This is a genomic window from Streptomyces oryzae (assembly GCF_017676365.1).
GTDB lineage: Bacteria > Actinomycetota > Actinomycetes > Streptomycetales > Streptomycetaceae > Streptomyces > Streptomyces oryzae.
In genome coordinates, this window is sequence record NZ_JADKMA010000217.1 from 1 (window position 1) to 12,393 (window position 12,393).

The 12,393-nt window shown below is 70.9% G+C and carries 12 protein-coding genes; 5 read left to right on the forward strand and 7 right to left on the reverse strand.

What is annotated here, in order from left to right; all coding sequences use genetic code 11:
• The coding region (nth, locus tag ITI46_RS29555; RefSeq protein ID WP_209242990.1) for an endonuclease III at positions 1-1,038 on the reverse strand (1,038 nt) is incomplete at its 3' end.
• Positions 1,039-1,303: 265 nt separating this feature from the next.
• On the opposite strand from nth, the gene ITI46_RS29560 reads away from it, so the two are divergent.
• Positions 1,304-1,978, forward strand: coding sequence for a Crp/Fnr family transcriptional regulator (locus ITI46_RS29560; protein WP_019355551.1), 675 nt, complete (start codon positions 1,304-1,306; stop codon positions 1,976-1,978).
• Between the two features lie 111 nt (positions 1,979-2,089).
• Here ITI46_RS29560 and ITI46_RS29565 read toward each other — a convergent pair whose 3' ends face one another.
• The 4 genes from ITI46_RS29565 to sp36 all read right to left on the reverse strand — a co-directional run bounded on the left by ITI46_RS29565 (position 2,090) and on the right by sp36 (position 4,678).
• Positions 2,090-2,920 (reverse strand): MBL fold metallo-hydrolase, encoded by an 831-nt coding sequence (locus ITI46_RS29565; protein ID WP_209242991.1) that lies wholly within the window; start codon positions 2,918-2,920, stop codon positions 2,090-2,092.
• Positions 2,917-3,804: an NUDIX hydrolase gene (locus ITI46_RS29570; protein ID WP_209242992.1), complete on the reverse strand. Its 888-nt coding sequence runs from the start codon at positions 3,802-3,804 to the stop codon at positions 2,917-2,919. The genes ITI46_RS29565 and ITI46_RS29570 overlap by 4 nt, the downstream gene beginning before the upstream one ends.
• A gap of 251 nt (positions 3,805-4,055) precedes the next feature.
• On the reverse strand, positions 4,056-4,520 hold the full coding sequence (locus ITI46_RS29575; RefSeq protein ID WP_209242993.1) for a RidA family protein: 465 nt from the start codon (positions 4,518-4,520) through the stop codon (positions 4,056-4,058).
• Positions 4,517-4,678 carry a Sp36 family protein gene (gene sp36 / locus ITI46_RS29580; RefSeq protein ID WP_003975360.1) on the reverse strand — a complete coding sequence of 54 codons (162 nt, stop codon included), beginning with the start codon at positions 4,676-4,678 and terminating at the stop codon, positions 4,517-4,519. The genes ITI46_RS29575 and sp36 overlap by 4 nt, the downstream gene beginning before the upstream one ends.
• Before the next feature lie 110 nt (positions 4,679-4,788).
• Here sp36 and bagA point away from each other — a divergent pair, with 110 nt between their 5' ends.
• Together bagA and bagB are read left to right on the forward strand one after the other, a co-directional pair.
• The gene (bagA, locus tag ITI46_RS29585; protein WP_307808375.1) at positions 4,789-5,826 is read left to right on the forward strand and encodes an ATPase BagA; all 1,038 of its coding nucleotides are present in this window, start codon (positions 4,789-4,791) and stop codon (positions 5,824-5,826) included.
• 152 nt (positions 5,827-5,978) lie between these two features.
• Positions 5,979-7,451, forward strand: coding sequence for an ATPase BagB (gene bagB, locus ITI46_RS29590; RefSeq protein WP_209242994.1), 1,473 nt, complete (start codon positions 5,979-5,981; stop codon positions 7,449-7,451).
• A 186-nt stretch (positions 7,452-7,637) separates the two neighbouring features.
• Here the strand turns inward: bagB and ITI46_RS29595 are convergent, their stop codons facing one another.
• On the reverse strand, positions 7,638-7,991 hold the full coding sequence (locus ITI46_RS29595; protein WP_209242995.1) for a WhiB family transcriptional regulator: 354 nt from the start codon (positions 7,989-7,991) through the stop codon (positions 7,638-7,640).
• A 412-nt stretch (positions 7,992-8,403) separates the two neighbouring features.
• Between ITI46_RS29595 and ITI46_RS29600 the strand changes: the two genes are divergently transcribed.
• Positions 8,404-10,704, forward strand: a complete 2,301-nt coding sequence (locus ITI46_RS29600; protein WP_209242996.1) for a transglycosylase domain-containing protein — start codon at positions 8,404-8,406, stop codon at positions 10,702-10,704.
• Between the two features lie 135 nt (positions 10,705-10,839).
• Here the strand turns inward: ITI46_RS29600 and ITI46_RS29605 are convergent, their stop codons facing one another.
• Positions 10,840-11,304 (reverse strand): GatB/YqeY domain-containing protein, encoded by a 465-nt coding sequence (locus ITI46_RS29605; protein WP_209242997.1) that lies wholly within the window; start codon positions 11,302-11,304, stop codon positions 10,840-10,842.
• Between the two features lie 175 nt (positions 11,305-11,479).
• Between ITI46_RS29605 and ITI46_RS29610 the strand changes: the two genes are divergently transcribed.
• Positions 11,480-12,393, forward strand: a 914-nt coding sequence (locus tag ITI46_RS29610; RefSeq protein WP_209242998.1) for a metallophosphoesterase, incomplete at its 3' end; no start/stop codon positions are given.

Sequence of the window (12,393 nt, forward strand, 5' to 3'; positions counted from 1 at the left end):
GGGGCGGCCCGGGTAGTCGGCCGGTGGCTTGAGACGCTGCCCGGGCTGGCCGCCCATCTCGTACTTGAGCAGCTTCTTCGCCTTCTCCGGATCCGTCTCGCCCTCGCCGTACGAGGGGCAGAGCTCCGCGATGGGGCAGGCGCCGCAGGCGGGCTTGCGGGAGTGGCAGATGCGGCGGCCGTGGAAGATCGTGCGGTGCGAGAACATCGTCCACTCGCTCTCCGGCAGCAGGTCGTCGATCTCCTGCTCGACCTTGACGGCGTCCGTCTGCTCGGTGAGCTTCCAGCGGCGCACCAGTCGGCCGAAGTGGGTGTCGACCGTCAGCCCGGGGACGCCGAAGGCGTTGCCGAGCACCACGAACGCCGTCTTACGGCCCACGCCGGGCAGCTTGACCAGCTCTTCTATCGTGCCGGGGACCTTGCCGCCGTGGTCGTCCCGCAACGCTGCCGAGAGTCCGAGCAGGGACTTGGCCTTGGAACGGAAGAACCCGGTGGGCCGGATCAGCTCCTCCAGCTCTTCCGGGTTGGCAGCCGCCATGTCCTCGGGGGTGGGGTACGCGGCGAAGAGCGCGGGAGTCGTCTGGTTGACGCGCAGGTCGGTCGTCTGCGCGGAGAGGACGGTGGCCACCAGGAGCTCGAACGGATTCTCGAAGTCGAGCTCGGGATGCGCGTAGTAGTAGACCTCCGCCAGCGCCTCGTTGAGCTGCGCGGCACGCTTCGCCTTGGACGCCCGCGACTCCGGCCTGCCCCCGGGGGCCTTCTTGGCGGGGGCCTTCTTGGCAGCGGTCTTCTTGGCGGGGGTCTTGTCAGCGGGGGACTTTTGGGCGGCGGCGGTCTTTTTCGCCGGGGCCTGCTTGGCTGTGGCGGACTTCTTGGCGGCAGCGGCCTTCTTCGCCGGGGCGGCCTTCTTTGCCGGGGTCTTCTTCGCCGGAGCGGCCTTCTTCGCCGGGGTCTTCTTCGCGGCCCCGACGGTCTTCGCGGCCTGCTCGGCGGCAGCCTTCTGCGTCGGCACCTCGGCCGCGGTCTCCTGTTCGCTCACAGCGGAATCCTCTGTTGCCGTCACCCGCCCAGCCCCCTCTCTGTCCGTGCGCTTCCCGGGGTAGTGGACACTCGGCCAGCGTAAGGGGGCCCACCGACATTCGTGGCACACGCGGCGGATCCGGGGCTCTAGCGCGCCCCGCCTTGGGGGCCACGGCATGCGTGCGTCAAACTTGTGACTGATTGCTGTGACTGATCGCATGGTTTCACCGTCCGGCATCATGGGTTCCACGGACCCCATGGGCAGGTCGACAAGGAGAGAACTCGTGGACGACGTTCTGCGGCGCGCCCCGCTCTTCGCGGCGCTCGATGAGGAGCAGGCCGCTGAGCTGCGCGCCTCCATGACGGAGACGACGCTGGCTCGCGGCGAGGCCCTCTTCCACGAGGGTGACCCGGGCGACCGCCTCTATGTGGTGACCGAAGGCAAGGTGAAGCTGCACCGCACTTCGCCGGACGGCCGGGAGAACATGCTGGCGGTGCTGGGGCCCGGCGAGCTGATCGGCGAGCTGTCCCTGTTCGACCCGGGCCCGCGTACGGCCACGGCCTCGGCACTGACCGAGGTCAGGCTGCTGGGCCTGGGCCACGGCGACCTCCAGCCCTGGCTCAACGCCCGCCCCGAGGTGGCATCTGCGCTGCTGCGCGCCATCGCCCGGCGGCTGCGCCGTACCAACGACTCCATGTCCGACCTGGTCTTCTCCGACGTGCCAGGACGGGTGGCCAAGCAGCTGCTCGACCTGTCCCGCCGCTTCGGTGTGCAGTCCGAGGAGGGCATCCACGTCGTCCACGACCTCACCCAGGAGGAGCTGGCCCAGCTGGTCGGCGCCTCCCGCGAGACGGTGAACAAGGCGCTGGCCGACTTCGCCGGACGCGGCTGGCTGCGCCTGGAGGCCCGCGCCGTCATCCTGCTGGACATCGAGCGGCTGGCGAAGCGCTCGCGCTGACCCGGCCGTACCCGGCCGTACGACGTGTAGACGTGTGTAAGGGGCGCCCTCCCTGGGAGGGCGCCCCTTACACGTCCCCTGGAGGAACCACGTTCACGTTCCCACAGGGGCTCACACCAGCCCGTGCTCGTCCAGATAGTCGAGCTGGGCCCGTACCGACAGCTCCGCCGCAGGCCACAGGGACCGGTCCACGTCCGCGTAGACGTGGGCGACGACCTCGGCGGCTGTCCGGTAGCCCTGCTCGACGGCCGTCTCCACCTGGGCGAGCCGTTTGGCGCGGTGGGCGAGGTAGTAGTCGATGGCGCCCTGTGCGTCGTTGAGCACCGGACCGTGGCCGGGCAGTACCTGGCTGACGCCGTCGTCCACGGTCAGGGACCGCAGGGCGCGCAGCGAGTCGAGATAGTCGCCGAGCCTGCCGTCCGGGTGGGCGACGACCGTAGTGCCGCGGCCGAGCACGGTGTCGCCGGTCAGCACCGCCGCGTCCGCGGGCAGGTGGAAGGAGAGCGAGTCGGCGGTGTGGCCTGGGGTGGGGACGACCCGCAGTTCCAGGCCGCCCGTGGTGATCACATCCCCGGCGCCGAGCCCCTCGTCCCCCAGCCGCAGCGCCGGGTCGAGCGCCCGGACCGGCGAGCCCGTCAGCTCGGCGAAGCGTGCTGCACCCTCGGCGTGGTCCGGATGGCCGTGAGTGAGCAGGGTGAGCGCGACCCGCCTGCCCTGCCGCTCGGCGGTGGCGATCACGTTGCGCAGGTGTGCGTCGTCCAGCGGCCCTGGGTCGATGACGACAGCGAGGTCGGAGCCGGGTTCCGCGACGATCCAGGTGTTGGTGCCATCCAGCGTCATCGGCGACGGGTTGGGGGCGAGCACGCAGTAGGCGCGGGGGCCGGCCTGGCCTTCGAGGGTGCCGCCGCGCGGCTGGCCGGGGAGTGCTGCGGCGTCGGTCATGCGGGATCGATCCTCTTGGTGAACTCGTCGTGTCCTGGCCAGCTCAGCACGATCCGGCCGCCTTCCAGGCGAGCACGCGCGAGTACGGGCGCCAGATCGCGCTGCCCGGCGGCGGCGAGCGCCTCCGCCGCCGTCCGGTACGGCGTCAGCTGGCGCAGGGTGGCGATGGTGGGCGGCATCATCAGCAGCTCGCCCCGGTCGTAGCCCGCGGCGGCGTCCTGCGCGCGTACCCACACGGTGCGGTCGGCTTCGGTCGAGGCGTTGCGGGTGCGCTGGCCCTCGGGGAGCGCGGCGACGAAGAAATACGTGTCGTAGCGCCGGGCCTCGAACTCTGGCGTGATCCAGCGGGCCCAGGCGCCCAGCAGGTCGGCGCGCAGGACGAGCCCTCTGCGGTCGAGGAAGTCGGCGAAGGACAGCTCCCGGGCGACCAGCGCGGCACGGTCCGCCTCCCAGCCCTCGCCCGTGGTGTCGGCGACGACGGTGTCGGGGTCAGGCCCGGCCAGCAGGACCCCGGACTCCTCGAAGGTCTCCCGGACCGCCGCACACACGATCGAGCGAGCCGTGGCCTCGTCGGTGCCCAGCCGCTCGGCCCACCAGGCGGCCCCCGGGCCCGCAGCGGCCACGGCCCGCGCGTCCCGCCGGTCGACGGAGCCGCCCGGATACGCGTACGCACCGCCCGCGAACGCCATCGAGGCGCGGCGCCGCAGCATATGGACGGCGGGGCCGTCCGGAGTGTCCCGCAGGAGCATCACGGTCGCGGCTCTCCGCGGTGCCACCACGTCGAGCTCCCCGGCTGCCAGCGCGCGGATACGCTCCGGCCACTCGGGCGGGTACCACTGGCCGTTGCCGGTGGGTGGGGTGGACGGCGAGGGCGAGGACGGCATGGCCGGATGCTACGGCCCCTCGCCCCGATGTTCGAGGGGCCCTCTGCCAGCCCGCCGGGCACCCCGCTTGCGCCGCAACGGCGTTCAGCCATCAGCAACGCGACCGGCGGTGCGGGACCACTCGCCGCGGCAGAAAGCAGCTGCCGTGACAGAAAGCAGCTGCCGCGGCAGAAACGAGAACAGCTGCCGCGGCAGAAAGACGGGCCGGCTCAGCCGAGAGGCGAGCCGGCTCAGCCGAAAGACGGGCCGGCTCAGTCAGCCAGCTCGACCTGCATCTCGACCTCAACCGGCGCATCCGACGGCAGCACCGCGACGCCCACCGCGCTGCGGGCGTGCTTGCCCGCAGCTCCCAGGACCTCGCCCAGCAGCTCGCTCGCACCGTTGATCACGCCGGGCTGGCCGGTGAAGTCCGGTGCGGAGGCGACGAAGCCGGTGACCTTGACGACGCGGGCGATCCGGTCGAGGTCCCCGGCCACGGACTTGACCGCCGCCAGCGCGTTCAGCGCCGCCGTACGCGCCAGGTCCTTCGCCTCCTCGGGCGTCACCTCGGCGCCGACCTTCCCGGTCATCGGCAGGGTGCCCTTCACCAGCGGAACCTGGCCCGCGGTGTAGATGTACCGGCCGGTCTGCACGGCCGGTACATACGCTCCGGCGGGGGTGGCCGTCTCGGGCAGCTCCAGCCCGAGCTCCGCGAGCTTGTCCTCGACCGCGCTCATGCCTGCTTCTCCCGCTTCAGGTATGCCACCAGCTGTTCGGGGTTGTTCGGTCCTGGCACGACCTGGACCAGTTCCCAGCCGTCCTCGCCCCAGGTGTCGAGGATCTGCTTGGTCGCGTGCACGAGGAGCGGCACGGTTGCGTATTCCCACTTCGTCATGGGGAGACCCTAACGAACACCGCCGGGTGCCGAGCCGCCGCGAGCGCCTGCCGGACGGCCCACGGCAACCGGTCTCGCCGGAGCCCCGGGCAACGAATTAGGCTCCAGCCGTGAGCAGGCTTCACGTAGTGACCGGCAAGGGCGGGACCGGCAAGACGACGGTCGCCGCCGCACTCGCGCTGGCGCTGGCACACGGCGGCCGGCGCACGCTGCTCGTCGAGGTGGAGGGCCGCCAGGGCATCGCACAGCTCTTCGAGACGGAACCGCTGCCGTACGAAGAGCGCAAGATCGCCGTCTCGCACGGCAACGGCGAGGTGTACGCGCTGGCCATCGACGCCGAGCGGGCGCTGCTCGACTACCTCCAGATGTTCTACAAACTCGGCAGCGCCGGCCGCGCCCTCAAACGACTGGGCGCCATCGACTTCGCGACGACCATCGCGCCCGGGCTGCGCGACGTGCTGCTGACCGGCAAGGCGTGCGAGGCCGTACGCCGCCGGGACAAGCGGCAGCGCCCCGTCTACGACGCCGTGGTGATGGACGCGCCGCCCACCGGCCGCATCGCGCGCTTCCTGGGCGTCAACGAGGAGGTGGCGGGGCTCGCCAAGGTCGGCCCCGTGCACAACCAGGCCCAGGCCGTCATGCGCCTCCTCAAGTCGCCGGAGACGGCGGTGCATCTGGTGACGCTGCTGGAGGAGATGCCGGTCCAGGAGACCGTCGACGGCATCGAGGAACTGCGGGCCGCCGGCCTGCCGGCCACCTCCGTGGTGGTGAACATGGTGCGCCAGCAGCTGCCGGGAGAGGACCAGCTGCTGACCGCCGAGGGGCGCGCGGACGAAATCGCCCGCGCCTTCGCCCGCGCCGGACTCGGGGGCGCACGCCGCGGAGGGCGCGCCGAACGCCTTGTCGCCCCGCTGCTGGAGCAGGGCCGAGAGCACGCGGAACGGGTGCGGCTGGAGCGCGGGCTGCGCGCGGAGCTGTCCGCGCAGGACCTGCCGGTACGGGAACTCGGCCTGCTCAGCGAGGGCGTCGAACTGGCGGGCCTGTACGGCCTCGCAGGCGCGCTGCGGCGCCAGTGGCAGACCGCGGAGACCACCGGGACCGCAGCGCAGCCGGCCGGGACGAGTGGAACGGGCGGCAAGCGCCCGTGAGCCCAGGCCCGCCGAACCCGACGCCGAGTCCGACGCCGAGTCCGCGGACGCCGCAGCCGTCCGCCACGTCCGGGAAACGATCCGCGACGATCGGCGAGCGATCCGCGACGGCCGATGAACCATCCGCGATATCAGGGGAAGGAGAGGCATCCATGGCCACGCCGCCGGACGCCGACGCGCTGGACATCGACCCCCTGCTGGACGATCCGGCGACCCGGATCGTCGTCTGCTGCGGCTCGGGAGGCGTCGGCAAGACCACCACAGCCGCGGCGCTGGGCGTACGCGCCGCCGAGCGCGGCCGCCGCACCGTCGTACTGACCATCGACCCCGCGCGGCGCCTCGCCCAGTCCATGGGCCTGTCCGAACTGGACAACACCCCGCGTGAGGTTCCGGGGATCGACAAGGCGGCGGGCGGCGAACTGCACGCCATGATGCTCGACATGAAGCGTACGTTCGACGAGATCGTCGAGGCGCACGCCGACCCCGACCGCGCCAAGGCCATCCTGGACAACCCCTTCTACCAGTCGCTGTCCACCGGTTTCGCCGGTACGCAGGAGTACATGGCGATGGAGAAGCTCGGCCAGCTGCGCGCGGGCGACGAGTGGGACCTGATCGTCGTGGACACCCCGCCCTCCCGCTCCGCGCTGGACTTCCTGGACGCGCCCAAGCGCCTCGGATCCTTCCTGGACGGGAAGTTCATCAAGCTGCTGATGGCCCCGGCGCGGGTCGGCGGCCGGGCCGGGATGAAGGTCGTCAACCTCGGTATGGCCGGGCTCTCGCTGTTCACCGGTGCCCTCAACAAGCTGCTGGGCGCGGGGCTGCTGCGGGACGTGCAGACGTTCGTGGCGGCCATGGACACCATGTTCGGCGGCTTCCGCACCCGCGCCGACGCCACCTACCGGCTGCTCCAGGCGCCGGGCACCGCCTTCCTCGTCGTAGCGGCGCCGGAAGGGGACGCGCTGCGCGAGGCCGCGTACTTCGTGGAACGGCTGGCAGCGGACCGGATGCCGTTGGCAGGGCTGGTGCTCAACCGGATGCACGACAGTGACGCGGCCGGACTGAGCGCCGAGCGGGCGCTGGCGGCGGCCGAAAATCTTGAGGACGGCGGCATTGTGGATCGCGACGGCGGGAAGGTTCTGCAACGCGACGCTCCATCGGCCGGTCCAGCGGATTCCGAGGACGGCTCCCCCGCCTCCGAGAACCCCGGCTCAGCCCGGTCCGTCACCACACCTGGGGGGAACGCGGCCGGCGAGACGACGACCGAGACGGCAACAGAGCGAACGATCCCCGACGCGCGGTCGGCGCCCGACCGCGCGTCCACACACGGCACCACCGCCGGCGCTGACGGCTACGACAGTGGCGGTGAGGACGGTGACGGTGAGGACGGTGAGAGCGCGGACGCCGTGACCGAACTGGCAGCCGGGCTGCTTCGGCTGCACGCCGACCGCATGCGGCTGCTGGCCCGCGAGCGGCGCACACGTGACCGCTTCACGGCGCTGCACCCGGACGTGCCTCTGGCCGAGGTAACCGCCCTGCCCGGTGACGTACACGACCTGGGCGGCCTGCGCACCATCGGCGAACGACTCGCCCGCCAGCGCGAACGGCGCGCCGCGGACGCGGACTGACCGCGCAGGCCCGGCCCGCGCAGGCCCGGCCGTGCTGTCGGCCTGACCAGCCCGTTGAGCTGACCTGGCGTCAGTGCCGGGCACGCCGGAGCGCGGAGGCAGCGTCCCCGGAGCCCGTCTGGCCACAGGCCCGTACGCTGCGCCGGACCACCTGCCTGCCCGCCGCAGTACCGTTCCTCCGGGTGGTCAGCCCACCGCGGCGTACCGCTCGTGCTCGTCCGTATCCAGGTCGTCCACATCGACCGGCAGCACAACGCCGGTGCTGCGCTCGTACTCCGACCGCGCCGTCTCCAGCAGACGGCGCCAGGAGGTGACCGTCGGGCGGCGGCGCAGCAAGGCTCTCCGCTCGCGCTCGGTCATCCCTCCCCAGACTCCGAACTCCACGCGGTTGTCCAGGGCGTCGGCGAGACATTCCGTGCGGACCGGGCAGCCTGTGCACACGGCCTTCGCGCGGTTCTGCGCGGCGCCCTGCACGAACAGTTCGTCCGGATCCGTGGAGCGGCAGGCGGCCTGCGCGCTCCAGTCTGTTACCCAGCTCATTGCCGGTGCCGTCCTCTCCCGAATCGAGGCTCCCCCACGGCGGCGAACGGCATATTCACCGTTGCCAGTTGAGGACGTTACGGAAGAGCAGTCAGCACGCAACACCCCCTTCGGGCCCAATCTTGAATGGCCCGAACGGACTATGCGTGCCCAGCACATCACCCAACGGAGTGAGCCGGAAGCGCTGCGGAGAATCCGGGAGAGATCGGGGCCGGCGGAGCTGTGTGAAGCCAGGCGATGCCGAGAGGACCCGAGGAGAGGACCGGAGGAGAGGTGAGCAGCGGTAAGGGGAGGTGAAAGGAGGTGTCAGAGTGACAGCGGCCTCAGCCTAAGTGACCGACGCCACGCTGTCCGGCGTTTGCCACGCTTCCCCGCCGGTGCGGTGACACCGACGCGTCGTAGTCTCTTACCCATGGCTAAGAAGCGCGCGGGCAGCGGAGTCAGCAAGCCCCAGCAGATCGCCAAGTTCGTCGGCGTCAGTGTGCTGGCGGGCACGGTGATGGCCGGGCTCGCGCTGCCCGCTGTCGGGACGCTCGGCCTGGCGACGAAGGGCACCGTGGAGGGCTTCGACGAGCTGCCGGTCAATCTCAAGCGCCCCCCGCTCAGCCAGCGGACGACGATACTGGACAACGAGGGCGGCGAGATCGCCAAGGTCTACTCCCGTGACCGCACGGTGGTCGACCTCAAGGACATCTCCCCGTACATGCGCAAGGCGATCGTCGCCATCGAGGACGCGCGCTTCTACAAGCACGGCGCCGTCGACCTCAAGGGCGTACTACGGGCGCTGAACCGGAACGCACGGTCGGGTCAGGTCTCCCAGGGTGCGTCGACTCTGACCCAGCAGTACGTCAAGAACGTCTTCGTGGAGGAGGCCGGCAACGACCCGGACAAGGTCGCCCAGGCCACCCAGCAGACGATCGGCCGCAAGATCAAGGAGTTGAAGTACGCGATCCAGGTCGAGGAGGAGCTGGGCAAGAAGAAGATCCTGGAGAACTACCTCAACATCACCTTCTTCGGCCAGCAGGCGTACGGCGTCGAGGCCGCTTCGCAGCGCTACTTCTCCAAGTCGGCCAAAGAGCTGGATCTGGAGCAGGCCGCACTGCTGGCGGGCATCGTCCAGTCCCCGTCCCGGTACGACCCGGTCATCCACGTGGACGAGGCGACCAAGCGGCGCAACACCGTGCTCAACAAGATGGCGGCGCACCACGACATCACCCGTGAGCAGGCCGAGGCCGCCAAGAAGAAGCCTCTCGGGCTGGACGTCAGCGAGCCCAAGAACGGCTGCATCACCGCGACGAACGGCGCGGGCTTCTTCTGCGACTACGTACGCGAGGTTTTCCTGAACGACGAGGCGTTCGGCAAGACCCGCAAGGAGCGCGCCAAGCGGTGGAACCGGGGTGGTCTCACCATCAGGACCACGCTCGACCCGAAGGCGCAGCGGTCGGTGAAGAAGTCGATCGAGTCCCATGTGAACAAGTCGGACAAGGTCGCCACCGCCGCGACGATAGTGCAGCCGGGCACCGGAAAGATCCTGGGTATGGGGCAGTCGCGCCCGTACGGCTTCGGGAAGAACGAGACGCAGATAAACCTGTCGGTGGACAAGTCCATGGGCGGCGGCGCCGGATACCAGCCGGGCTCGACGTTCAAGCCCGTGATCGCCGCCGCGGCGCTGGACAAGGGGATGAGCCCCTACAAGTCCTATCCCTCGCCGTACCGCATGCAGTACCCCTCACCGGTCAACACCTGCAAGGGCAAGTGGCGCGGCAAGGCCCCGGTCGAGAACGAGAACAGCACCGAAGTCGGCCCCTATCGGATGAAGGAGGCGACCGCGAAGTCGGTCAACACCTACTTCGTCTCGCTGATAGGAGAGACCGGCATCTGCCCGGTGACCGACATGGCGAAGAAGATGGGCATCGAGCGGGCCGACGGCAAGAAGATCGACCAGGTGCCGTCGATCTCCCTCGGCACCCAGGAGATGTCGCCGCTGACCATGGCCGAGGGCTACGCCACCTTCGCCAACCGCGGCGTGCACTGCACCCCCGTCGCCATCGAGTCGATCACCGACGCGCAGGGCAAGAAGCTGAGCGTGCCCAAGACCACGTGCAAGCGCGCGATGAAGACCAAGACCGCCGATACGGTCAACTCGCTGCTGCGCGGCGTGGTCGAGGACGGTACGGGCAAGAAGGCCGGCCTCAAGGGGCGCGACAGCGCGGGCAAGACGGGTACCACCGACCAGCGGTACGCGGCCTGGTTCGTGGGCTACACCCCGAACATGTCCGGCGCCGTCTGGGTCGGCGACCCGGCGCACCGTACGCGGATGGTCAACATCTCCATCGGCGGCGTTCCTTACGACAAGGTCTTCGGCGGCGAGGTGCCGGGACCGATCTGGCGGGACGCGATGGCGGGCGCACTGGCCGGCGAGGCCGCGCCGGACTTCCACCACGTACCGATCCGGGACGGCGGCAAGAAGCCCCGCACGCCCAAGCCCCCGTCCCCGCCCAAGCCGGACGACAACGCCGGCAACGACCGGCCCACCGACCCCTGGCCCGACCCGTCCGTACCGCCGGACGTCATCGGCGGCGGTGACGCCATCGGCGGTGGTGACGGCGGCGGCATCGGCGGCGGGGGCTGGCCCGGCGGAAACGGCAACGGTAACGGCGGCGGCAACGGTGGCGGCGGCTGGGACGCGGATGGGGGCGGCGGCTGGCCGTAGGCCGACCGTAGGCCCGGGGTTGTTCCTCGGCTGCCGCTGAGACGGCGCACAGGGCAGAGGTAAGGGGCGCCCTCCCAGGGAGGGCGCCCCTTACACATCCCGTGGACCGGTAACGTCTCGTACGGTCGTCGGCGACTACCCCGCCAGCCGCTTCTTGACCGCTGCCGCGACGCGGCCGCCCTCGGCGCGGCCCGCGACCTTGGGGTTCACGATCTTCATGACGGCGCCCATCGCCTTCGGCCCCTCGGCCCCGGCCGCACTGGCCTCCTCGACGGCCTCGGCGACCAGCGCGTCCAGCTCCTCGTCCGTGAGCTGCTTGGGCAGGTAGTCCGCGAGCACGTCACCCTCGGCCCGCTCCCGCTCCGCCTGCTCGGTACGGCCGCCGCCCGCGAACGCCTCGGCCGCCTCGCGCCGCTTCTTCGCCTCGCGGGCGATCACCTTCTGCACCTCGTCGTCGGAGAGCTCGCGTGCGCTGGTGCCCGCGACCTCCTCCTTCGTGATCGCGGCAAGGGTCATCCGGAGGGTGGCGGAACGGAGCTCGTCGCGCTCCTTGATCGCTGCGGTCAGGTCGTCCTGCAGCCGGGACTTGAGCGTGGTCATGGGGCCAGTGTGCCAGGATCGGGCCGCAGCCCGCCGAAGATATCGGGCCGGGCGGCCCGGTACAGGGGGCCGAGGGCCTCCGGGTTGAACGGCGGGCGCCCCACCCATCACGGAGTGGGGTCGGCTCTGTCCACAGGCCCTGCGAGGAGGCTGTCAGGTCTGCGACCATGGGGCCATGCGCGCGCGATACCGGATCCCCCTGAAGACAGCCGTCGGCATCACGGCGCTCGGCGCGGCCTGCGTCGGGTATGCGGCGGGTGTCGAAGTCCGTTCGTTCCGCCTGCGACGGGTCTCCGTGCCCGTACTGCCCCCCGGCATGCATCCGCTGCGCGTCCTGCAGGTTTCCGACATCCACATGGTCCGGGGCCAGCGGAAGAAGCAGCGGTGGCTGCAGGAGCTGGCCGGGCTGCGTCCCGACTTGGTGATCAATACGGGGGACAACCTCTCCGACCCCGAGGGCGTGCCCGAAGTCCTCGACGCGCTGGGCCCGTTGCTGGAGTTCCCGGGCGCCTACGTCTTCGGCTCGAACGACTATTACGGGCCCAGGCTGCGCAACCCCGCCAAGTACCTGATGGAGAGGGCAACCGGCCGGCACGGCCTGAACGGCAACCCGCCCGCCGTCGGCGCCGTCCACAACCCGTGGGAAGAGCTGCGGGACGCCTTCGACGCCGCCGGCTGGGTCGGCCTCTCCAACACCAGGGGCCGCGTCAAGCTGGACGGCGGCCAGGAGATCGCCCTTACCGGCCTGGACGACCCGCACATCAAGCGCGACCGCTACGGCGAGGTCGCGGGCGGCCCCGAAACCGACGCGGACCTCTCCCTCGCCGTCGTACACGCTCCGTATCTGCGCGTACTCGACGCGTTCACCGCCGACCGCTACCCGCTGATCCTGGCCGGCCACACCCACGGCGGCCAGCTCTGCGTCCCCTTCTACGGCGCTCTCGTCACCAACTGCGACATCGACACCGACCGCGTCAAGGGCCTCTCCACCCACCGCGCGGCCGGCCGCGAGTCGTATCTGCACGTCAGCGCGGGCTGCGGCACCAACCGCTACACCCCCGTCCGCTTCGCCTGCCCCCCCGAAGCCAC